Genomic DNA, 22,708 nt, shown 5'->3' with positions numbered 1-22,708 from the left:
GAATGAACCGGTGACGAGGGCGCTCCACAGGCTGGAGACCGCGGCGGCTTGTCGATACGAGGAGGGTACGCCGGTCGCGGATCGACCGATCGCGCGGCGATCGAAGCATGACGCCGACCGATCTACCCGATCACCACGCCTTCTCCGTCCGCTCGGCGCTGGAGCAGGGCGTCTCGCCGGAGCGCCTCCGCACGACGCGCGTCCCGGCACCGTTCCCGGGGGTTCGGAGCTTCGCTGCACCGCGCAGGGGCGCGGACCTGCCTCCCGAACAGCGTCATCTCGCGCACCTGGAGCTGTGTCGTGCGTACGCCTTGCGAATGGCACCGGCGCAGTTCTTCTCGCACCTGTCGGCCGCGCATCTCCTGGAGGCTCCGCTCCCGGCGCGGCTGCGCTGGGACGAGGTGCATGTCGGCGTCCGGCCGCCGGACCGAGCGCCCAGGGTTGCCGGGGTCGTCGGCCATCGCTTGGCGGGCCTCTTCGGCGATCCGATCCTCGTCGAGAGGCTCGCGGTCGTGAGTCCCGCCGACATGTGGTGTCAGCTCGGACCGATTCTCGACATCGATGAGCTGATCGCGGTCGGCGATCATCTGATCCGTGAGCGTGGTGCGTCCGGTCGGTGGCTCAACCAGCGCCTTCCAGCGCTCTGCTCGCTCGACGACCTCGGAGCGGCGCTCAGCGGATCCCGGCGTCTCGGCGCGGGGGCACTCCGTGCCGCGCTCCCGCAGATCCGCGCTGGTTCCGAATCGCCGAAGGAAACGGAACTCCGACTCGCCTTCGTTCGTGCCGGCCTCCCGGAGCCGGTGCTCAACCACGAACTCCGCGATCGCTGGGGGCGATTCATCGCACGTCTCGACCTCGCCTACCCGGCGTATCGCGCAGCGTTCGAGTACGACGGGCGCCAGCACGCCACCGACCCGGGGCAGTTCGCGAAGGACGTCGACCGGATCCATGCCGTCACCAGACTCGGCTGGTCCCACGACCGCTTCCTCGCACACCACCTGCAAGCGGGTGCCGCGGTCGCGATCGACCGAGCACGCGAGCGCCTCATTGCGGCAGGATGGCGCCCGTGACACCGTTCATTCGCCCTTTTTTGGGCGACGGAGCACCCATTCGCCCAAAAATGGGCGAATGAACCGGGGGTCACACGAGGAGCTGGTGCTTGGCGAGTTCGCGGTAGAGCGGGACCTCGGTCACGAGGTCGCTGTGGGTGCCGACGCCGACCACCCGACCCTCCTCGAGGACGACGATCTGATCGCTGTCGACGACGGTCGAGAGCCGGTGCGCGATGACGATGAGCGTGCGTCCCGTCGCGACCGCGTCGATGGCCTCGCGCATCATCTGCTCGTTGACACCGTCGAGGCTCGAGGTCGACTCGTCCAACAACAGGATCGGGGGAGCCGCGAGGATGGCGCGAGCGATGGCGAGGCGTTGCCGCTCGCCACCCGACAGCATGATGCCGTCCTCGCCGACCGGAGCGGCGAGACCGAGCGGGTTGCGGTCGAGGACCCCACCGAGGTTGACCGCATGCAGCACACGCTCGCAGTCGGCGTCGCTCGCATCCGGTGACGACAACAGCAGGTTGTCACGCAGCGTGCCGGCGAGGACCGGGGCGTCCTGTTCCACGTAACCGATCTGGTCCCGGAGGTCGGCGCGGGGGATCGTGCGGATGTCGACGCCGCCCAGCCGGATGGCACCGGCCGTCGGGTCGTAGAAGCGTTCGATGAGCCCGAGGATGGTGCTCTTGCCGGCGCCGGACGGTCCGACGAGCGCCGTGCGTCTGCCCTGCATCGCGGCGAAGGACACCCCACGGAGCACCTGACGACCGAGCGCCGACTGCGCCTCGGTGAGCCGGGCGGCGTCGGCGGCGACGACCTCCGGTGCGCTGGTGCCCTCGCTCAGCGCCTCGGTCGCGAGCGCCTCCGCTGCGGCCCGTTCGCGCTCGATGACCGCCGCGTCCGGGTAGGCGAACTCGACCCCGTCGAACTCGATCGCCGGAGCGGACGCTGAGGCGGCCCCGGGACGTCCGACCCGCGCGGCGATGGCCGCGTCGTCGTCGCCCTCGTCGGGCAGGTCGAGGATCTCCTGGATCCGGCCGAGCGCTCCGAGCGCCTGGTTGACGCTCGTGATCGCACCGAAGGCCTGACCGAGCGGCATGATCATCATGAACAGGAAGAGGATGAACGCGACGAGACTCGCGATGGTGATGGCCCCGGACGCGACGCGGAACCCACCGACGCCGAGGACGACCAGGAACGAGGTCTGCATGGCGATGCCGGCGACCGGGACGACCAGCGAGGAGATCTTCGCGATCCGCACGCCCACGCCGTAGACCTCCTTGGCCACGCCGTCCACCGCGTCGATCTCGCGGTCGGTCGCGTTGGACGCGCGGATGGTGCGGATGGAGCTGATGGCCCGCTCGACCGCGGCGGCGAGCTCACCCACCTTGGTCTGCTGCTCGCGGCTGGCGACGCGGATGCGTCCGCTCAGCGCGACGACCACGACGACCGAGACGATGACGACGAGGAGGGTGAGACCCAGCAGGACGGGGTCGATGATCGCCATGGCGATGAGTGCGCCGAGGAAGGTGATGGCACCGCCGACGGCGTCCACGAAGCCCTGCGTCAGGACGGCGTAGAGCATGGTCGTGTCGCTGCCGACCCGCGAGACGAGGTCGCCGGTGCGGCGCGTGTCGAACTGGCTGATCGGCAGCCGGAAGATGCGCGCGATGAGCTGGCGCCGGGAGGAGTAGACGACCCCGGTGCCTGCGCGCTGCAGCAGGTAGTGCTGATACCCGCTGATGACGCCGGAGACCACGACGAGCCCGACGAGGAGCCACGCCAGGTTGCCGAGCGACCGTCCCGCCTCGACGACCCCGATCACCTGGCTGACGATGAGCGGCTGGGCGAGTGACGCGGCCGCTCCGATGACGCTCAGGATGATGACGACGATGAGGATCGAGCGGTGCTCGAAGATGTACGGCATGAGCTGCTTGAGGCTCGCGCGGGGACCGTCGTCCTTCGGTCGGCTGAACGGGTTGCGGCTGCGTGCCGGGCGCGCTGGGGTGCTCATGGTGCTCTTCCTCCGAGGTGCGGTGCGCGGCTCCGAGACGTCCATGGCGACGGCGCACCGTGGTTCAACTCTAGGCGACGGTCGCACGCGCCGAGCCCGAAGCCGACGCGCCGAGCGCCGACGCAGCAAGGGCCGGTGCGCGGAGGTGTCCTCCACGCACCGGCCCTCGGTGATCGCCTCGATCAGGCGTCGATGTCGACGTCCTTGGTCTCCTTGGAGACGATGAGGGCGACGAGCGTGATCAGGGCCATCACCGAGAGGTAGACGCCGACCCAGAACGGGCTGCCGCCGCCGGCACTCCACAGTGCGACGGCGATGAACGGTGCGACCGCTGCGCCGAGGATCGACGACACGTTGTACGAGATCCCCGACCCGGTGTACCGCACGTTCGTCGGGAACAGCTCGGGCAGCAGGGCGCCCATCGGTCCGAAGGTGAACCCCATGAGGCTGAACCCGATGATGAGCCAGATCATGACCCCGGTGAACCCGGCGCCGAGCAGCGGGACCCAGACGAGCCCGAACACGAGGATCGCGCTCGTCACGACGATGAGCGTCCTCCGGCGTCCGTACTTGTCGGCGAAGGGGCCGGACACGAGCGTGAAGATCCCGAAGAAGACCACACCGGCGATGAGCATGAGGACGAAGGTCGTGTAGCTGTAGCCGAGGCCGGCGACCGGTGCGTCGAGCGGCGCACGGCCGTAGCTCAGCGAGAACGTCGTCATCAGGTAGAAGAGGACGTAGGTGGCGAGCATGAAGAAGGTGCCGAGGAGCAGCTTGCGCCAGTGCAGCTTGACGACGCTCGCGAGCGGCGACCGCTGCACCTTGCCCTGCTCCTTCGCGTTCGTGAACGCGTTGCTCTCGACGAGGCGGAGTCGGACCCAGAGGCCGACGATCACCATGACGACCGAGAACAGGAACGGGATGCGCCAACCCCACTCGAGGAACGCCTCGGACGGCATGGACGGGTCGTCGCTCGGCAGGATAGCCGCGATGATCAGGAAGAGTCCGTTGGCGATGATGAAGCCGATCGGCGCACCGAGCTGCGGGAACGTGCCGAACAGGGCACGCTTGCCGGTCGGCGCGTTCTCGGTCGCCACGAGGGCGGCACCCGACCATTCGCCGCCGAGCGCGAAGCCCTGTCCGATGCGGAGGATCACGAGCAGCAGCGGGGCGACCCAGCCGACGAGCTGGTAGGTGGGCAGGAGGCCGATGAGGAAGGTCGCGATCCCCATCGTGAGGAGGGCACCGACGAGCGTCGCCTTCCGACCGCGCTTGTCACCGAGGTGCCCGAAGATGACGGCACCGACGGGGCGTGCCACCATCGCGGCGCCGAACACGGCGAAGGAGGCGAGGAGACCCGCGGTCGGGTCCTCACTCGGGAAGAAGAGGTGCGGGAAGACGAGGACGGCGGCCGTCGCGTAGACGTAGAAGTCGTAGAACTCGATCGTCGTGCCGATGAGGCTGGCGAGGACGACACGAGAGCGCGGATTGACCGGGGCCTTGGTGACTGGGGTTGCTTCGAGAGACATGCGTGCGCGTTTCGGTTCGGGAATGGACGCCGTCGAAGCATCAGCACCGGTCGCGCACGCCCGCCGACGACGGCAGGATCAGAGGTTCGCCCGCTTGTGGCAGGACCATGACACTGTACGCCGAAGTGCGGCATTCCGGTATTCGGTTGCCCAGCAGGGCGGATGCCGATACCGGAATGCCGCGTGATGCGACGCGCTCGAGTCAGCCGCGCAGCTCGCGGAGGACGACCGCGGTGGCCACGGCGGCATCGGCGGCCTCCGCCCCCTTGTCCTCCTTCGACCCGGGAAGCCCCGCGCGGTCGAGCCCCTGCTTCTCGTCGTCGAGGGTGAGGACGCCGAAGCCGACGGGCTTGCCCGTCTGGATGCTGACCTGGGTGAGGCCGCTCGTCGCGGCGTCGGAGACGTACTCGAAGTGCGGCGTGCCGCCGCGGATGATGACCCCGAGGGCGACGACCGCATCGGCCCCGGCCTCGAGGGCGGCTTTGGCGACGACCGGGAGTTCGAAGCTCCCGGGGACCCGCACGAGACGGTGGTTGGCACCGCTCGCATCGAGGGCCTTGACGGCTCCGGCGATGAGACCGTCGGTGATGGTCTCGTGCCAGGTGCCGGCGATGACGACGATGTCGAGGCCGGTGCCGTCGACGCTGATGGTGGGGGATCCTTCGCCGCTCATGCGGTCTCCTGTCTTCGTCCCCCGAGCGCATCGGGGGTTGGTGGTGTTCCCGCTCCTCGAAGGAATCGAGGAGCGGTGGTGGACTACTGGTGCGGGTGCGGTTCCGGTGCGAGCTCGAAGCCGATGCTGTGGCCCATGCGGTCGCGCTTCGTCTCGAGGTAGCCCTCGTTGAACAGGCCGACGCCGACCACCAGCGGGACGCGCTCGCTCACGGCGATGCCGTGGTTCGTGAGCTGTCGCTCCTTCTCCGGGTTGTTCGAGAGCAGGCGCACGGAGGTGATGCCGAGGTCCGTCAGGATCGCGCTCGCCGCCGTGTAGTCGCGGGCGTCGGCCGGCAGCCCGAGCGCGAGGTTGGCGTCGAGGGTGTCGAGACCGTCCTCCTGCAACCGGTACGCACGCAGCTTGTTGACGAGACCGATGCCGCGCCCCTCGTGCCCGCGCAGGTAGACGACGACACCGCCGTGGCGCTGGATGGTGTCGAGGGCGCTGTCGAGCTGCGGACCGCACTCGCACTTGAGCGAGCCGAACGCCTCGCCGGTCAGGCACTCCGAGTGGACGCGCACGAGCGCACCGGTGGCCTGCGGGTCGCCGGCGATGATGGCGACGTGGTCGGCACCGGTCCTGCGGTCGCGGTAGGCGCGCAACCGGAACGAGCCGTGCGTCGTCGGGACGGTCGTCTCCACCTCGAAGGACACGTTCGACGACTCGGGGATGGCCGCCTGGGCGGCGCGTTCCTCGGCGCAGACCGCGGCCGCGTCGGGGTTCTCCTCGAGGAACGCGACGAGCGCGGCGATCGTCGTGACGAGCACGCCCTCCCGCTCGCCGAGGGCGATGAGGCCGGGCAGACGCATCATCTCGCCGTCGTCGGCGACGATCTCGGAGATCGCCCCGACCGGGACGAGCCCCGCGAGCTTCATGAGGTCGACGGCCGCCTCCGTGTGCCCGTCGCGCTCGCGCACCCCGCCGTCGACGGCGCGCAACGGGACGATGTGTCCGGGGCGCGAGAGACTGGCAGGCACGGACGCCGGGTCGGCGAGCACGCGCAGGGTGTGGGCGCGGTCGGCGGCGCTGATACCGGTGCTGAGCCGGTCGGCCGCGTCGACCGTTACGGTGTACGCGGTGCCTCTGGGGTCCTCGTTGAGCGCGACCATCGGCGGGAGGGCCAGCCGGTCGGCGATCTCGTTCGTCATCGGTGCGCAGATGAATCCGGAGGAGTGCCGGACCGTCCACGCGATCCACTCCTGGGTGGCGGACTCCGCAGCGAGGATCACGTCGCCCTCGTTCTCTCGGCCTTCGTCGTCGGCCACGATGACCGGACGGCCCTGGCGGAGTGCCTCGAGGGCCTCAGGGATGCTGGCGATGCTCATACGTTGCCCCTTCCGGTGGCGGTGGTGCCGACCGGGTCCGCGGACTGCGGATCCTGGCCGATGCTGCTGGGGAGTGCCGACTCGCGACGGCTGAAGGCGAGCATGCGCTCGACGTGCCTGGCGAGGATGTCGGTCTCGAGGTTCACACGGTCGCCGGGGACCCGATCGCCGAGCGTCGTCGCGGCCAGCGTCTCGGGGATGAGGGACACCTCGAACCAGGCCTCCGGTGCGTCCGGTGCGCTGATGGCGCTGACGGTGAGCGAGACCCCGTCGACGGTGATCGACCCCTTGTCGACGACGAGCGGCGCGAGTGCCGCGGGGAGCGAGACACGCACGATGCGCCAGGCCTCGCCGGGCACCGTGGCCAGGATGGTGCCGGTGCCGTCGACGTGCCCTTGGACGATGTGTCCACCGAGGCGGTCACCGACGCGGGCCGCACGTTCGAGGTTGACCGGAGATCCGACCGTGACGCCGTCGAGCGAGCTCATCGCGAGGGTCTGGGCCATGACGTCGGCCGTGAACGTCTCACCGGTCTGCTCGACGACGGTGAGGCAGACACCGCTCACGGCGATGGAGTCCCCGTGCCGGGTGCCCTCGAGGGCGAGCGGGCCACGGACGGTGAAACGTGCCGAGTCGTCGCCGTGGTCGATGGCGACGATGGTGCCGAGTTCTTCGATGATGCCCGTGAACATGGGTGGTCCGTTCTCTGGGGGTCAGGCGGTGAGGTGGTGGGCGGCCGAGGCGGAGGCGCTGCGGTCGGGTGTCGTGATGACGAGGAGGTCGTCGCCGAGTGGTTCGACGCCGACGGTGGTGAGTCGGATCGCTTCGCCGATGGTGTCGACACCGAGGTCGCCGATCGCGAGGCGAGGGCCGCCGAGGAGCACGGGGGCGAGATAGGTGAGGACCGTGTCGGCGAGTCCTGCGCGGAGGAACGCCGTGGCGATGGTCGGGCCGCCCTCGATGAACACGCTCCGGACGCCCGCGGCGCGGAGTTCGGCGAGCAGCGCAGCCGGATCATGCCCGTGGTGGAGGACGACCGGCCGGGGGTGGCGGTGGACGGCGGCGTCCCGGGGGATCGGGCGATCCCCCATGACGACGGGCAGGGGCTGCTCGGGCAGGAGGTCGCCGTGGTCGTCGCGAGCGGTGAGGCTCGGGTCGTCGGCGAGGACCGTCCCTGTGCCGACGAGGATCGCGTCGTGGGCGGCCCGCCGACGGTGGACGTCGTCGCGCGCGACATCGCCGGTGATCCAGCGGCTCGTGCCGTCGCTCGCGGCGATCCGCCCGTCGAGACTCGAGGCCCACTTCACGGTGACGAGCGGACGCCCGAGGCGGGCGGTGGTGAGCCAGTCACCGAGGAGGTCCTCCGCCGGTCCGGCGAGCACGCCGCCGATGACGGTCACGCCGCCGTCGCGGAGCCGTTCCGCTCCACCCCCGGAGTGGTGGCCGGGGTCGTCCACGGCGAACACGACGCGCTCGACGCCGGCCTCGAGGAGGGCGACGGCACACGGACCGGTCCGGCCCGTGTGGTTGCACGGTTCCAGGGTGACGACGGCGGTCGCGCCACGGGCCGCCCCGGGCGCGAGGTGGGACAGGGCGTCGACCTCCGCGTGCGGGGTGCCGGCTCCGCGGTGCCAGCCCTCGGCGAGCACGGTGCCGTCGCTGTCGAGGATGACGCAGCCGACGCGGGGGTTGACGCCGCGGGCGGGGCCGTTGGCGGCGAGTTCGAGCGCGCGCAGCATGGCCTGCTCCTCGCGGACACTCGCCTGCGGTGCCTCGGTTCCTGCGCTCATCTGTCCGTCATCTCGGTCGGTACTGACACGAGTTCCGGGGTCGCGGGCAGGTGCTCGCCGGCGTCGACCATCGGCCGACGCCCGTGCTTCCTTCCATCCGGACTCGAACGCCGTCTGCGAGCAGACGCGTTCATAACCGTCGGTCCTGGAGTTCCACCAGGTCAACCGGGCCTCGCTTGCGCGAGACACGGGTCGCGGACTATCACCGCCGGTTCGGACTCTCACCGACCCCGGAGCACGTTACGTGTTGTCGATTCTAGGTCAACGGGCTGAGTGGGTGCCCTATTCCCGGTTCGGATGACGCCCGGTTGCAGCGCCTGAAGCGGCCGGGTCAGCGCTGGGCGTCATGCTGATCGATCGCCGCGCGGGCGGTTCCCTCGTCGACCACGAGGTCGGAGATGAGCCCTCCCGCCAACGCCCCGAGGAGCGGCGGCACCTTGGCGGCACCGGCGACCACGCAGATCCGACGGGAGACCCCGCGCAGCACGTCGAGGTCGGGTCCGGATGCGCGGTTGTTGAAGGGGATGTCCCGCCACGAACCGTCGGCGCGGAAGAAGACGGTCGCGACGTCCCCGACCGCCCCGGCGCGCGCGAGCGCCTCGAAGTCGCTGTCGTCGAGGTAGCCGCCGACGTACACGTGGCTGGGTACGCCGGAGAGCTGCGAACCGAGACCGAACAGCGCGACGTCCATGCGCCGTTGGATCTCGAGCACGCGTCGGATGCTGCGCTCCCGCCACAGGGCGAGCTTGGTCGACGGGTCGTCGAAGAAGGCCGGCACCGCGAACTGCTGCGCGTAGGCCCCGTAGGCGTCCGCGTACCGATGCAGGATCTCACTCGCGTAGAGGATGCCCGAGGTGCGCGTGTTGGCCGCACCGTTCAGCTGGACGATCTGCGAGTTGTGGGTCCGCTTGGGGGTGAGGTGCCTCGCCACCGCACTCACGGTCGAGCCCCAGGCCAGGCCGAGCGTCATGTTCGAGTCGAACACGGAGCCGAGAAAACGTGCAGCCGAGAGGGCGACCCGCTCCAGGCGGTCGATGTCGCTCGTGTGGTCGGGGACCGGGACGATGTGGGCGGTCACGCCGAACCGGTCGCGGAACTCCGCTTCGAGCCGCGACGGCATGTCGTGCGGGGAGCGCACCTGGATGTCGACGAGCCCGCTTTCCCGCGCATATCCGAGCAGGCGGGACACCGACGACCGGGAGGTGTGGAGCTCCTGGGCGATGGCCTCCATGGTGAGGTCCTGCACGTAATACAGCTGTGCGGCACGGAGCGCCTCGGCCGTCCGGTCCGGCTGACTGAGCGCGTCTGCGAGCGACATCGGGTCTCCTTGCACGTTTGTTCACTAGGGCTGTTCAGAGTTGCAGCGGGTGTCACGATGTATTCAGTCACATCATTCAGCGGCGCGCAATCCCGGCAGCGTCGCGTTCCAACCGCGAAGAAGCGAGGCATCTCATGTCCCTCAAGTCGTCAGCTCCCCGTTCCACCGTCCAGTCCGTCATCGACCGCCCGCAGGCGTCGGTGCTCATCATCGGCGGCGGCATCAACGGCATCGCGACCTTCCGCGACCTGGCGCTCCAGGGCGTCGACGTCACGCTCGTGGAACGCAACGACTGGGCCTCCGGCGCCTCCGCCGCGTCGAGCCACATGATCCACGGCGGCATCCGGTACCTCGAGAACGGTGAGTTCCGCCTCGTCCAGGAGTCGGTGCAGGAGCGCAACGGGCTCATCAAGATCGCCCCGCACTACGTGAAGCCGCTCGAGACCACGGTCCCGATCTTCTCGACCTTCTCCGGCATCCTCTCCGCACCGCTGCGCTTCCTCACCCACAAGCAGGGCAAGCCGCAGGAGCGTGGCGCGCTGCTCATCAAGGTCGGCCTCACCGCGTACGACTCCTTCTCCCGTGACGGTGGCAGCGTGCCGCGTCACCGCTTCCATGGCCGCAAGAAGTCCCTCGCCGACCTGCCGAAGATGAACCCGGGCCTCAAGTACACGGCGACCTACTACGACGCCTCCATGCACGACCCGGAGCGCCTCGCGCTCGACGTCCTCATGGACGGCCTCGCCGCCGGCCCGCACGCCCGCGCCGTCAACTACGTCGAGGCGGTCGGCATGGGTGCCGACGGCGTCGAGCTCCGCGACACGGTCACCGGCCAGACCTTCACCGTGACCAGCGACGTCGTGGTCAACACCTCCGGCCCCTGGACCGACCTCACGAACGCCGGCCTCGGCGAGCCGACGACCTACATGGGCGGCACGAAGGGCTCGCACATCGTCCTCGACAACCCGGAGCTCTACGCGGCCACCAAGGGACGCGAGATCTTCTTCGAGCACGAGGACGGCCGCATCGTCCTCATCTACCCGCTCAAGGGCAAGGTCATGGTCGGCACGACCGACATCGACGCCGACCCGAGCACCCCGAGCGTCTGCACCGAGGAGGAGGTCGACTACTTCTTCGACCTCGTGAAGCACGTCTTCCCGACCATCGCGACCTCGCGTGAGCAGATCGTCTACCGGTTCTCCGGCATCCGCCCGCTGCCGAAGCACGACGACGAGGCCCCCGGCTTCGTGTCGCGCGACTACCGGATCGAGCGCCGGGCCGCCGCTGCACGTCCGTCCACCACCGTGTTCAGCCTCGTCGGTGGCAAGTGGACCACCTTCCGGGCCCTCGCCGAGCACCTCAGCACGGACGTGCTCAACACCATCGGAGCCCCGCGCCCCGTGGAGACCCTCGGACTCGCGATCGGTGGCGGCGCAGGCTTCCCGCGCACCGACGCCGCGACGCGCACCTGGGTCGCCGCGCACGAGGACGGCACCGGCGCCAAGCGCGCCGAGCAGCTGCTGGGCCGGTACGGCACGAAGGCCGCCGCACTCCTCGAGCACCTGTCCGAGCACGGCGATGACCGCTTGCAGGGCGCTGCCGACTACAGCGTGCAGGAGCTGGAGTACCTCGTCGAGCAGGAGCAGGTCGTGCACCTCTCCGACGTGCTGCACCGCCGCACGAGCCTCGCGTTCACCGGATCGCTGACCGCCGGCCTCGTCGACGAGATCGCCCGCGTCGTCGGCGGTGTCCTCGGGTGGGACGACGTCGAACGGACCGCGCAGATCTCCGCAGGGCTCGACCGCCTGCGCGACGCCCACCAGGTCGACCTCCGGGTCGACGCCGCCAAGGAGGCCCCGGCGTTCTCATAATGCACGAATGTGCAGGCAAGGCCCTTGTCCTGTGCAACAGGAGCTGGCTACCTTACAAGCAACTGGTCAGTGCAACCTCGCCCAGCGGGGGCTCGCGCCTCGGCGTCGGCCCCCACACGGCCACACCTATGAAAGGTCAATGAAGACATGAACCTCGGAACCATCTTCCTCTCCGAGACCGTGGGGACGGCGATGCTCGTCCTGCTCGGTACCGGTGTGGTCGCCACGGCGATCCTCACGAAATCCAAGGGCCTCGGTGGCGGCTGGCTGCTCATCAACTTCGGTTGGGGCCTCGCGGTCTTCGCCGGCGTCACGGTGTCCTACGCCTCCGGCGGACACCTGAACCCCGCCGTCACGATCGGCTTCCTCACCACGGGGTCGATCGACTTCGGTACGGCGCTCGTCTACTGGGCGGCGCAGATGGTCGGTGCCTTCATCGGTGCCGTGCTGACGTACTTCGCCTTCAAGCAGCACTTCGACCAGGAGGAGGACCCGGGCAAGAAGCTCGGTGTCTTCTCGACCGGTCCGGAGATCCGCAGCTACGGCTGGAACCTCGTGACCGAGGTCATCGCGACCTTCGTCCTCGTCTTCGTCGTGATGTCCTTCGGCAAGACCGGCCCCGACGCGGTGGTCATCGAGGGCGTCCCCGGGGGACTCGCAGCCCTGGGCGCCCTGCCCGTCGCCCTGCTCGTCGTCGGTATCGGCGCCTCCCTCGGTGGCCCGACCGGCTACGCGATCAACCCGGCACGTGACCTCGGTCCGCGCATCGCCCACGCCCTCCTCCCCATCAAGGGCAAGGGCAAGAGCGACTGGTCCTACGCCTGGGTGCCGGTCGTCGGCCCCCTGCTCGGTGGTGTCCTCGCGGCCCTCGCCTCGATGGTGCTGCTCCCGGCCGTCTGACCTGACGCTGCGGCGGTGACCGGACACGATCACCGCCGCGGCACCCCGGGGCACCGGTTCCGGTGCCTCACCTCGCAACGCACGCAACGAAGGAGTATCCAATGGCGGACTACGTCATCGCAATCGACCAGGGGACGACGAGTTCCCGGGCCATCGTCTTCGACAAGAGCGGATCGATCGTCTCGACGGGCCAGCTCGAGCACGAGCAGATCTTCCCGAAGGCCGGCTGGGTCGAGCACAACCCGAACCAGATCTGGAACAACACCCGCGAGGTCATCGGCCAGGCGCTCAGCAAGGCCAACATCACCCGGCACGCCATCGCGGCCATCGGTATCACGAACCAGCGCGAGACCGCCGTCGTCTGGGACAAGACCACCGGTCAGCCCGTCTACAACGCGATCGTCTGGCAGGACACGCGCACGCAGGACATCGTGAACCGCCTCGCTGCGGACGGTGGCGTCGAGCGCTTCAAGAAGACCGTCGGCCTGCCGCTGGCGACCTACTTCTCCGGCACCAAGATCGTCTGGATCCTCGAGAACGTCGAGGGTGCTCGCGAGAAGGCCGAGGCGGGCGACCTCCTCTTCGGCACGACCGACAGCTGGGTCATCTGGAACCTCACCGGTGGTGTCAACGGCGGCGTGCACGTCACGGACGTCACCAACGCCTCGCGCACGCTCTTCATGGACCTCGAGACCCTGCAGTGGGACGACGAGATCCTCAAGGCGTTCGGTGTCCCGAAGTCGATGCTCCCGGAGATCAAGAGCTCCTCCGAGGTCTACGGCCACGCGTCCGACGACAGCCTCCTCCGCGAGACGCCGATCGCCGGCATCCTCGGCGACCAGCAGGCGGCAACCTTCGGTCAGGCTGCGTTCCAGCAGGGCGAGGCCAAGAACACCTACGGCACCGGTAACTTCATCATCTTCAACACCGGTGAGGAGATCGTCCACTCCGAGAACGGTCTGCTGACGACACTCGGCTACAAGCTCGGCGACGCGAAGCCGCACTACGCGCTCGAGGGTTCGATCGCCGTGACCGGTTCGCTCGTCCAGTGGCTGCGCGACAACCTCGGCATGTTCTCCTCCGCTCCCGAGGTCGAGGCGCTCGCCAAGACCGTCGAGGACAACGGTGGCGCGTACTTCGTGCCGGCGTTCTCCGGGCTGTTCGCGCCGTACTGGCGTCCGGACGCCCGCGGTGCGCTCGTCGGGCTCACCCGGTACGTCAACAAGGGCCACATCGCCCGGGCCGCCCTCGAGTCGACCGCGTTCCAGACGGCCGAGGTCATCGACGCCGTCAACGCCGACTCCGGTGTCCCGCTGACGGAGCTCAAGGTCGACGGCGGCATGACCGCCAACGACACGCTCATGCAGTTCCAGGCCGACATCCTCGGTGTCCCGGTCATCCGACCGGTCGTCGCGGAGACCACGGCGCTCGGCGCGGCCTACGCGGCCGGTCTCGCCGTCGGCTTCTGGTCCGACCTCGACGACCTCGCGAAGAACTGGCAGGAGGACAAGCGCTGGGAGCCCAACATGGACTCCGCAGAGCGCGACCGCCTCTACCGCAACTGGAAGAAGGCCGTCACGAAGACCTTCGACTGGGTCGACGACGACGTGCAGTAGTCCCGACCGACCGGAACGGCCCGTCCTCCTCGCGGAGGGCGGGCCGTTCTGTTGTCCGTCCTCGCTCGGCTCCTGAAGGGTGAATCTGCGCAGAACTCCTGCAGCTTGAGGACCGGCACGGGAACAACCGCGCCATTCCGCCTGCCCGCGCCGACCGGTCCTGTCAGGCGCAGGAGTTCTGCGCAGACAAACTGCTCCCGCAAGACTCGCTCCGACCCCCATCTCGTCGAGATGGGGGTCCCATCTGCGCACAACTCCTGCTCGTCGCTGCTGCGTTGCCTCTCCGTGGCCGATCCTGAGCGTCGGCCAGTGGCCAGCAGGAGTTGTGAACCATGCGCGACGGTGAAGCCCCGGCCGTGACCCTCCTCCACAGGGTTCCGGCAGTCCTCGACCGACGGTGAAGCCATCGCTTGTGACCGCCCGCTCGACCGGTGCCCCAACCATCGATGGATGGACAGCGCATCTTCTGGTCACACGATCTTCGCCCGCTCGACGCTTCTCGAGGAAGGGATGCGACCGCGTGCGATCACCCAGGCGGTGCGCGACGGAACGATCGTTCGCGTGCGGCGCGATCGATACGCGCTCCCCGGAGTGCACGATGACATCCGTGCCGCAGTCCGCATCGGGGGGAGGCGAGCGTGCCTGTCCACCCTGGCCGCCCGTGGTGTGTTCGTGTTCGACGCCACCCGGGTCCATGTGCATGTGGACCGCAGCGCCTCACGACTTCGCGGACCGCGGGCGGAGGACCGACGGCTGGCTACCAGCGATCGACGGGAGTTCAGCCTCCACTGGAGACCGCTTGACCAGCCGTGCGGCACGTTCGACTGCGACGTGTCGATCATCGACGCACTGGCCCAGTCCATCCGGTGCCAGGCGCCGCGTATGGCACTTGCGACGCTCGACAGCGCGGTCCATCTCGGGTTGGTCGATGAACCTGACCTCCGTCGAGTCTTCGCCCTGGTGCCCGGACGCTTTCGTGCGCTCATGGCGTTGATCGATGGACGCGCCGAGTCAGGTCCGGAGACACTCCTGCGCTTGATCGTCCGCAGCCTCGGTCTGTCGTACGAGGTGCAGCCCCGCCTGGCGGAGGGTGGACGCGGTGATCTCCTGGTGGCTGAGTCGTTGTTGATCGAGGTCGACAGTCGAGCCCATCATGAGGGGTGGTCGCACGCCGTCTCAGACCGCACCCGTGACCTCAGAGCCGCCTCGCGCGGGCTGACGACGTTGCGACCGCTCTACCAGCATGTGGTGTACGAGCCCGGCCTCGTTGCGGCGGCCATCACCGGTCTGATCGGGGAGGTGCGCACAACTCCTGCCCACCGCGCGGGCACTTCGCGGGCTGCGCGCTGAATGCGGCGGGCGCGGGCTTGCGGACAGCGACGAGCAGGAGTTGCGAACGGACGGCGGGATCAGGCTGGGCGGAGGAGTCCGACGCGGTCGTAGACCTCGGCGAGGGTCTGCTCGGCGACCTCGGTCGCGCGCGCGGCGTTGACCGCGAGCAGGCGGTCGAGCTCGGCGGGGTCGTCGAGGAGCTCGAGCGCGCGCGCACGGACCGGCTCGAGTTCGCCGACGACGACCTCGGCGAGACCCTTCTTGAGGTCGCCGTAGCCACGACCCTCGAACTCGCCGACGACCGCCTCGATGGGGGAGCCGGTGATCGCGGAGTAGATGCTCAGCAGGTTCGAGACGCCGGGCTTCTCCTGCGCGTCGAAGGCGATGACGCCGTCGTTGTCGGTGACGGCACGCATGATCTTCTTCTGCGTGACCTTCGGCTCGTCGAGCAACCAGATGATGCCTGCCGGGGTCTCGGCGGACTTCGACATCTTCGACGTCGGGTTCTGGAGGTCGTAGATGCGTGCGGAGTCCTTCTGGATCTGCGCCTTCGGGACGACGAAGGTGTCGCCGAAGCGGGCGTTGAACCGCTCGGCGAGGTCGCGCGTGAGCTCGATGTGCTGCCGCTGGTCGTCGCCGACCGGCACGATGTCGGTCTGGTAGAGCAGGATGTCGGCCGCCATGAGGATCGGGTAGGCGAAGAGTCCGACCGACGAGGCGTCGCGTCCGTGCTTGGCCGACTTGTCCTTGAACTGCGTCATGCGCGCGGCCTCACCCATGCCGGTGATCGTGTTCAGCACCCAGGCGAGCTGTGCGTGCGCCGGGACGTGCGACTGGACGTACAGGGTCGAGGCCGAGGGGTCGATGCCTGCGGCGATGTACTGGGCGGCCGTGCGACGGGTCTTCTCCCGGAGCTCGGCGGGGTCCTGCGGCACCGTGATCGCGTGCAGGTCGACGATGCTGAAGAAGGCGTCGTGCTCCTGCTGCATCTGCTTCCACTGCAGGAGGGCGCCGATGTAGTTGCCGAGGTGGAGCGAGTCGGCGGAGGGCTGCATGCCGGAGTACAGGCGTGGCTTGGTCATGTGGGTTCTCGCAGAGGGATGAGCGGCCGGAGCCGGGGCACGGGTGGTCTGGTGGTGTGGTGCCGGTGGTCAGACGGCGTAGTCGACGACGACGGGGGCGTGATCGGACCATCGCTGGTCGTATGCCGCAGCGCGGTCGATGGTGTACCCGGACGCGAGGGCCGCGAGCTCGGGAGTGGCGAGCTGATAGTCGATGCGCCAGCCGGTGTCGGTGTCGAAGGCCTGGCCGCGCTGGGACCACCAGGTGTAGGGACCAGGGACCTGGCCGGCGGACTGACGCCCGATGTCGACCCAGCCGAGGCCGGTGCCGGTCACGCCGTCGACGCCCGTCACCGGCTCGCCCGCCGGGCCGAGGTAGCGGTCGAAGTAGGACCGCTCGGCGGGCAGGAAGCCGGCACGCTTGACGTTGCCCTTCCAGTTCTTGATGTCGAGCTCGGTGTGGCCCACGTTGAGGTCGCCGACGACGAGGGACAGCGGGTTGTGCTCGCGCAGTGCGGGCAGCCGCTCGAGCATCGCCTCGAGGAAGCGGAACTTCTCGACCTGCTTGGGGGTGTCGACCTCGCCGGAGTGCACGTAGGTGCTCACGACCGTGACGAGGGTGCCGTCGATGTCGAAGTCGGCCTCGATCCAACGACCCGCGCTGTCGAAGTCGTCGGCTCCGAGGGCGACGCGGTGGATGCCCGCCGAGCGACGGCTGACGATCGCGACGCCTGCGCGCCCCTTGGCGGTCGCGGCATCGTGCAGGATGTTCCACTCTGGTCCGAACAGCGTCTCGAGGTCGCTCGTCGCGGCGCGGACCTCCTGCAGGGCGAGGATGTCGACCCCGCGGTCTTCGAGCCAGTCGCCCATCCCTTTGCGGAAGGCCGCGCGGACTCCGTTGACGTTGACACTGGCGATGCGGAGGGGTGCAGACATGCCTCCAGCTTAGTCGCGGGGGCCGACAACGCCCTGGCCCCGGCGTCCGCCCGGGCGTCGGCGATGGGGCGTGTCCGACGCGTCCGCCACGGGCGACTCGGGGTCTTCGCCGTGCTGTCGGATGAGCTCGGCCGAGGCCTCCTCGGCGTGCCGCACGCGTCGGCGGGCGAACCAGACCGCCGGGCCCTTGGCGCGCCGGAGGGATTCGCGAGCCTCCCGCAGTTCCGCCTCGGCGATCAGTCTCCTGGCCGCCAGCTCTTCGGCCGCCTGCTCCTCCGGTGTCGTCGTGTGCACACTGATGCCCTGGTCGTCGAGACCCACGGCGATCCACGCGGCGGAGGCGAGGATGACGCGGCTCACGAGGTTGAACCACAGCATGAGGCCGATGAACACCGCGAAGGTCGCGAGCAACGGGTTCCGGGAGGCCCCGGCGATCACCGCACTGCTCGCGACGCTCAGGAGCGAGAGCACCAGACTGCCGAGGAGCGCGCCGCCGAAGAGGTTGCGCCACGGGATCCGGATCCGGCTGAGCACGCGGTACATGGCGCCGAGGGTGACGAGGTTCACGACGACCGCGACGACCAGTCCGACGACCCGGCTGCCGACGGTCACCCAGAACGTGCCCTCCAGTCCGACGAGCGACAGCAGCCAGCTGAGCGCCTGGGTGCTGGCGACCGACAGCGTCGCGGAGACGAGGAGGAGGACGCCGAAGGCGAGCGCGAGCACGAGGTCGACGACCTTCAGCAGGAAGAAGCTCGCGGCGACCTTCGGGAGCGCGAAGATCGACCGGACCGCCTGCCGGGTGTAGTACAACCATCCGATCGCCGTCCAGATGAGTCCGACGGCGGCGATGACCCCGGTCCACCCGAGGAGGGAGGCGCTCGACAGCTGCTCCTCGGCGATGATGCCTTCGCCGTCGGTGCCGATGAGGCCGGGGACGGCGCGGTTGATGATCTCCACCAGTGCTTGGAAGACCTCGGCGTTGCTACCGAGCCAGATGCCGGTGATGGCGAATCCGACGTAGACCGCTGCGAACACGGCGAAGACGGCCTGGAAGCTGATCCCGGCGGCCAGGAGGTTGCCGTCCATGGCGAGATACCGATGGATGACGCGATAGGGCTTCAACCGCATGACCCACGTCGTGGCGCGCTCCGCTCTCGCCGCGCGGGGCGCGAGTCGTCGGATGAACGGGTTCTCGCTGTTCTGGATCCATTGGAACACCAGCGGAGGTGGCGTCTGCTGGAGCCGCACCCTGGGGGTGGTGCTGACGTCCGGCGCGTCGGCGGAGTCCTTCCTCGGCGCACGCGGATTGGTCACCGGACCAGCCTACAAGCGGGCCGGACCGGGGGAGAGGCGGTGCACTAGGGTCGAACCATGCGCGAGGCGGAGGGGCAACGCACGTTCACCGGCACCGGCGTCGGACGCGGCGTCGTGGCCGGTCCCGTGCTCCGCATGCCGGAGCCGTTGCCCGAACCGAGTGCCGACCCGTTCGGCGGGGACGTCACGCTCGAACAGGCCAGGGCCGTCGCGGCGCTCAGCGCGACGCGGGTCGACCTGGAGGAGCGGGCTCGACGAGCCGGCGGACATGCGCAGGACGTGCTCGAAGCGCAGGCGGTCATGGCCGACGACCCGGCACTGGCAGAGGACGTCGCGACGCGCATCGCAGCGGGGCGTTCCGCGGAGCGCGCCGTGTTCGAGGCCCTGGCGACGGTCCAGCAGGTCCTCTTCAACCTGGGGGAGCCGATGGCGGCGCGCGCGACCGACGTCGGTGACGTCTCGCAACGGGTCATCGCACGGTTGCTCGGTCGGCCTGTCCCCGGTCCGCCCGAGTCGGACGAGCCGTTCGTCCTCGTCGCCGCGGACCTCGCTCCGGCGGACGCCGCACTCCTCGATCTCGATCGGGTGCTGGCCCTCGTGACGAGTGGCGGCTCGGCGACCTCGCACACGGCCATCCTCGCGCGCGAGCAGTCGCTCATCGCCGTCGTGGGCGTCGCCGGAGCCGAGCAGTTCGAGGACGGTGAGATCGTCCTCGTCGACGCCGGAGCCGGGGTCGTCACGGGGTCGCCGACGAAGCGCGAGGTGCGGTCGGCCCGGTCCACCGCGGCCGAGCGCGTGCGGGTCTCACCGCGCTCGCCGGGCGAACTCGCCGACGGCACCCCGGTGCCCCTGCTCGCGAACCTCGGGTCCGTCGCCGGCGCGCCCGGTGCCCTGGCCCTCGGCGCCGAAGGGGTCGGGCTGTTCCGCACCGAGCTCCTCTTCCTCGATCGCGCGGAGGCGCCTGGCGTCGCCGAACAGGCTGACCGCTACGGCGAGTTGCTCGCGGCGTTCCCGGGGAAGCGCGTCGTCGTCCGGGTGTTCGACGCCGGAGCCGACAAGCCGCTCGCCTTCCTCCGACCGGACGACGCCGAGCCCAATCCGGCGCTCGGGGTGCGGGGCATCCGGGCGCTCCGCGCTCATGACGAGGTGCTCCGAGACCAGCTCACGGCGCTCGCGCTCGCACAGGACGCCCACGAGGCGGACCTCTGGGTGATGGCCCCGATGATCGCCGACCTTCCCGAAGCCGCGGCGTTCGTGACGCTCGCCAAGCGGCTCGGGCTGCGCACGGTCGGGGCGATGATCGAGGTGCCGTCGAGTGCGCTGCTCGCCGCGCAGATCCTCGGGGTCGCGGACTTCGTGAGCATCGGGACCAACGACCTGACGCAGTACACGCTCGCGGCGGACCGTCTCCTCGGGCCCCTCGGCTCGTACCAGGATCCGTGGCACCCGGCCGTGCTGCGGCTCGTCAAGCTCGTCGGTGACGCCGGTCTCGCCTCAGGGCGCTCGATCGGCGTCTGTGGGGAGGCGGCAGCGGATCCGGCCCTCGCGGTCGTGCTCGTCGGCCTCGGGGCGACGAGTCTCTCGGTCACCCCGGCCGCGCTCGGCGACGTCCGGAGCGAGCTGCGCCGCTACACGCTCGAGGCAGCTCGCGCCATGGCGATGGACGCCCTGAGCGCCGCGTCGCCTGCTGAAGCGAGAGCTGCCGCGCTGGCCTGACGTCGCTCGATGCACGGATCCTCCCGCACGAACACGTCCGGCCCAGCGCGGTGCGCTGGGCCGGACGGATGAACCGGGTGTGGGCTAGGAGACCTTGCCGGAGATCATGGCCTGCTTGACCTCGGCGATCGCCTGCGTGACCTGGATGCCGCGGGGGCACGCCTCGGTGCAGTTGAAGGTGGTGCGGCAGCGCCACACGCCCTCCTGGTCGTTGAGGATGTCCAGGCGGACCTGCGAGGCGTCGTCGCGGGAGTCGAAGATGAAGCGGTGCGCGTTCACGATCGCCGCCGGGCCGAAGTACTGGCCGTCGGTCCAGAAGACGGGGCACGACGAGGTGCACGCGGCGCACAGGATGCACTTCGTGGTGTCGTCGAAGCGGGCACGCTCGGCGACCGACTGCACGCGCTCCTTGTTCTTCTCCGCGGGCTTGCCGGGCATGAGGAACGGCTGCACCTCGCGGAACGACGCGAAGAAGGGGTCCATGTCGACGACGAGGTCCTTCTCGAGCGGCAGACCCTTGATCGCCTCGACGTAGATCGGCTTCGAGATGTCGAGGTCCTTGATCAGCGTCTTGCAGGCGAGGCGGTTCCGGCCGTTGATCCGCATGGCGTCGGAGCCGCAGATGCCGTGTGCGCAGGAGCGACGGAAGGTGAGGGTCCCGTCCTGTTCCCACTTGATCTTGTGGAGCGCGTCCAGGATGCGGTCCGTCGGGAACATCTCGACGTCGAAGTCCTCCCAGCGCGGCTCGGCGTCCACGTCCGGGTCGAACCGACGGATGATCAGGGTGACCGTGAAGGACTGGATCTCCTCCGGTGCCGCGGCCGGCGGGTTCTCGAGCGTTGCAGTGCTCATCGCTAGTACTTCCTCTCCATCGGCTGGTACCGCGTGATGACCACGGGCTTCCAGTCGAGCCGGATGTGGTCGGCCGCGTCGGACGAGTGCGGGTCGCCGGACAGGTACGCCATCGTGTGCTTCATGTAGTTCTCGTCGTCGCGCTTCGGGTAGTCGTCGCGCATGTGACCGCCGCGGCTCTCCTGACGGTTGCGAGCGGAGTAGACGACGACCTCGGCGAGGTCGAGCAGGAAGCCCAGCTCGATCGCCTCGAGGAGGTCGGTGTTGAAACGCTTGCCCTTGTCCTGGACGGCGATGTTCTGGTACCGCTCGCGCAGGTTGTGGATGGTGGCGGTGACTCCGGCGAGGGACTCGTCCGTCCGGAACACCTGGGCGTTGCGGTCCATCTCCTCCTGGAGTTCCTTGCGGATCGTGGAGATCCGCTCGGTGCCGTTGGAGTTCCGCATCTGCTCGATGAGGCCGGAGACGAAACCGGCGGGGTTCTCGGGCAGGGGCGTGAAGTCGACGCTCTGGACGTACTCGACGGCGTTGTTGCCGGCGCGCTTGCCGAACACGTTGATGTCGAGGAGGGAGTTCGTGCCGAGTCGGTTCGAGCCGTGGACGGACACGCACGCGCACTCGCCGGCCGCGTACAGGCCGGGGACGACGGTGTTGTTGTCGCTCAGGACCTCGGCCTTGACGTTCGTCGGGATGCCGCCCATGGCGTAGTGCGCCGTCGGCATGACCGGGACGGGCTCCGTCACCGGGTCGACGCCGAGGTAGGTGCGCGCGAACTCGGTGATGTCGGGCAGCTTGGTCTCGAGGACCTCGGCACCGAGGTGGGTGCAGTCGAGGTAAACGTAGTCCTTGTTCGGTCCGGCACCGCGGCCTTCCGCGACCTCCTGGACCATGCAGCGCGCGACGATGTCTCGCGGGGCGAGGTCCTTGATGGTCGGCGCGTACCGCTCCATGAAGCGTTCACCGCTCGCGTTCCGGAGGATCGCACCCTCGCCTCGGGCTCCCTCGGTGAGGAGGATGCCGAGACCGGCGAGGCCGGTGGGGTGGAACTGGAAGAACTCCATGTCCTCGAGCGGGAGACCCTTGCGCCAGATGATCCCGACGCCGTCGCCCGTGAGGGTGTGGGCGTTCGAGGTCGTCTTGTAGATCTTGCCGAAGCCACCGGTGGCGAAGATGACCGCCTTCGCCTGGAAGACGTGGATCTCGCCGGTGGAGAGCTCGTACGCGACCACACCGGACGGCTTGTCGACGCCGTCGACGTTCGTCATGATCAGGTCGAGTGCGTAGTACTCGTTGAAGAAGTTGATGCCGAGGCGGACGCAGTTCTGGAACAGCGTCTGCAGGATCATGTGGCCGGTGCGGTC

General features: G+C 69.2%; 18 protein-coding genes. 6 read left to right on the top strand and 12 right to left on the bottom strand.

Annotated features, from left to right (window positions below):
• Window positions 1–317 precede the first annotated feature (317 nt).
• The gene (locus RWN05_RS16445; RefSeq protein WP_314140330.1) at window positions 318–1,070 is read left to right on the top strand and encodes a hypothetical protein; all 753 of its coding nucleotides are present in this window, start codon (window positions 318–320) and stop codon (window positions 1,068–1,070) included.
• A gap of 70 nt (window positions 1,071–1,140) precedes the next feature.
• Here the strand turns inward: RWN05_RS16445 and RWN05_RS16440 are convergent, their stop codons facing one another.
• From RWN05_RS16440 to RWN05_RS16410, 7 genes are all read right to left on the bottom strand, one after another.
• The gene (locus tag RWN05_RS16440; protein ID WP_064294811.1) at window positions 1,141–3,069 is read right to left on the bottom strand and encodes an ABC transporter ATP-binding protein; all 1,929 of its coding nucleotides are present in this window, start codon (window positions 3,067–3,069) and stop codon (window positions 1,141–1,143) included.
• 182 nt (window positions 3,070–3,251) lie between these two features.
• Window positions 3,252–4,598, bottom strand: a complete 1,347-nt coding sequence (locus RWN05_RS16435) for an MFS transporter (RefSeq protein WP_064294812.1) — start codon at window positions 4,596–4,598, stop codon at window positions 3,252–3,254.
• Window positions 4,599–4,800: 202 nt separating this feature from the next.
• Complete coding sequence (gene ribH / locus RWN05_RS16430; protein WP_064294813.1) at window positions 4,801–5,271, bottom strand: 6,7-dimethyl-8-ribityllumazine synthase; 471 nt, start codon at window positions 5,269–5,271, stop codon at window positions 4,801–4,803.
• 83 nt (window positions 5,272–5,354) lie between these two features.
• The gene (locus RWN05_RS16425; RefSeq protein ID WP_064294814.1) at window positions 5,355–6,638 is read right to left on the bottom strand and encodes a bifunctional 3,4-dihydroxy-2-butanone-4-phosphate synthase/GTP cyclohydrolase II; all 1,284 of its coding nucleotides are present in this window, start codon (window positions 6,636–6,638) and stop codon (window positions 5,355–5,357) included.
• Entirely contained in the window at window positions 6,635–7,330 is a 696-nt protein-coding gene (locus tag RWN05_RS16420) for a riboflavin synthase (RefSeq protein ID WP_314140328.1), read from the bottom strand. Before RWN05_RS16420 ends, RWN05_RS16425 begins: the two co-directional genes overlap by 4 nt.
• Before the next feature lie 21 nt (window positions 7,331–7,351).
• On the bottom strand, window positions 7,352–8,428 hold the full coding sequence (gene ribD, locus RWN05_RS16415) for a bifunctional diaminohydroxyphosphoribosylaminopyrimidine deaminase/5-amino-6-(5-phosphoribosylamino)uracil reductase RibD (protein ID WP_314140327.1): 1,077 nt from the start codon (window positions 8,426–8,428) through the stop codon (window positions 7,352–7,354).
• 331 nt (window positions 8,429–8,759) lie between these two features.
• Window positions 8,760–9,746: a sugar-binding domain-containing protein gene (locus tag RWN05_RS16410; protein WP_314140326.1), complete on the bottom strand. Its 987-nt coding sequence runs from the start codon at window positions 9,744–9,746 to the stop codon at window positions 8,760–8,762.
• Window positions 9,747–9,880: 134 nt separating this feature from the next.
• On the opposite strand from RWN05_RS16410, the gene RWN05_RS16405 reads away from it, so the two are divergent.
• The 4 genes from RWN05_RS16405 (at window position 9,881) to RWN05_RS16390 (ending at window position 15,483) form a co-directional block, all read left to right on the top strand.
• Complete coding sequence (locus tag RWN05_RS16405; RefSeq protein WP_314140324.1) at window positions 9,881–11,617, top strand: glycerol-3-phosphate dehydrogenase/oxidase; 1,737 nt, start codon at window positions 9,881–9,883, stop codon at window positions 11,615–11,617.
• A gap of 147 nt (window positions 11,618–11,764) precedes the next feature.
• The gene (locus tag RWN05_RS16400; RefSeq protein ID WP_079002885.1) at window positions 11,765–12,517 is read left to right on the top strand and encodes an MIP/aquaporin family protein; all 753 of its coding nucleotides are present in this window, start codon (window positions 11,765–11,767) and stop codon (window positions 12,515–12,517) included.
• A gap of 101 nt (window positions 12,518–12,618) precedes the next feature.
• Window positions 12,619–14,133 carry a glycerol kinase GlpK gene (gene glpK, locus RWN05_RS16395; RefSeq protein WP_064294818.1) on the top strand — a complete coding sequence of 505 codons (1,515 nt, stop codon included), beginning with the start codon at window positions 12,619–12,621 and terminating at the stop codon, window positions 14,131–14,133.
• 450 nt (window positions 14,134–14,583) lie between these two features.
• A complete protein-coding gene (locus tag RWN05_RS16390) occupies window positions 14,584–15,483 on the top strand; it encodes a hypothetical protein (RefSeq protein ID WP_079002884.1) in 900 nt (299 codons plus the stop codon).
• Between the two features lie 59 nt (window positions 15,484–15,542).
• Here RWN05_RS16390 and trpS read toward each other — a convergent pair whose 3' ends face one another.
• The 3 genes from trpS to RWN05_RS16375 all read right to left on the bottom strand — a co-directional run bounded on the left by trpS (window position 15,543) and on the right by RWN05_RS16375 (window position 18,779).
• Entirely contained in the window at window positions 15,543–16,547 is a 1,005-nt protein-coding gene (trpS, locus tag RWN05_RS16385) for a tryptophan--tRNA ligase (protein WP_079002883.1), read from the bottom strand.
• Between the two features lie 69 nt (window positions 16,548–16,616).
• Window positions 16,617–17,462 (bottom strand): exodeoxyribonuclease III, encoded by an 846-nt coding sequence (locus RWN05_RS16380; protein ID WP_064294819.1) that lies wholly within the window; start codon window positions 17,460–17,462, stop codon window positions 16,617–16,619.
• A gap of 9 nt (window positions 17,463–17,471) precedes the next feature.
• Entirely contained in the window at window positions 17,472–18,779 is a 1,308-nt protein-coding gene (locus tag RWN05_RS16375; protein ID WP_079002882.1) for a YihY/virulence factor BrkB family protein, read from the bottom strand.
• Between the two features lie 57 nt (window positions 18,780–18,836).
• Between RWN05_RS16375 and ptsP the strand changes: the two genes are divergently transcribed.
• Window positions 18,837–20,495, top strand: a complete 1,659-nt coding sequence (gene ptsP, locus RWN05_RS16370) for a phosphoenolpyruvate--protein phosphotransferase (protein WP_314140323.1) — start codon at window positions 18,837–18,839, stop codon at window positions 20,493–20,495.
• 84 nt (window positions 20,496–20,579) lie between these two features.
• Here ptsP and RWN05_RS16365 read toward each other — a convergent pair whose 3' ends face one another.
• Together RWN05_RS16365 and RWN05_RS16360 are read right to left on the bottom strand one after the other, a co-directional pair.
• The gene (locus tag RWN05_RS16365; protein ID WP_064294822.1) at window positions 20,580–21,347 is read right to left on the bottom strand and encodes a succinate dehydrogenase iron-sulfur subunit; all 768 of its coding nucleotides are present in this window, start codon (window positions 21,345–21,347) and stop codon (window positions 20,580–20,582) included.
• A gap of 2 nt (window positions 21,348–21,349) precedes the next feature.
• The coding region (locus tag RWN05_RS16360) for an FAD-binding protein (RefSeq protein ID WP_314140322.1) at window positions 21,350–22,708 on the bottom strand (1,359 nt) is incomplete at its 5' end.

Origin of the sequence: uncultured Plantibacter sp., assembly GCF_963518075.1 — a bacterium.
GTDB lineage: Bacteria > Actinomycetota > Actinomycetes > Actinomycetales > Microbacteriaceae > Plantibacter > Plantibacter flavus_A.
Note: the sequence above shows the minus strand (reverse complement) of the source record. Positions and strands in the feature narration are given on the sequence as shown.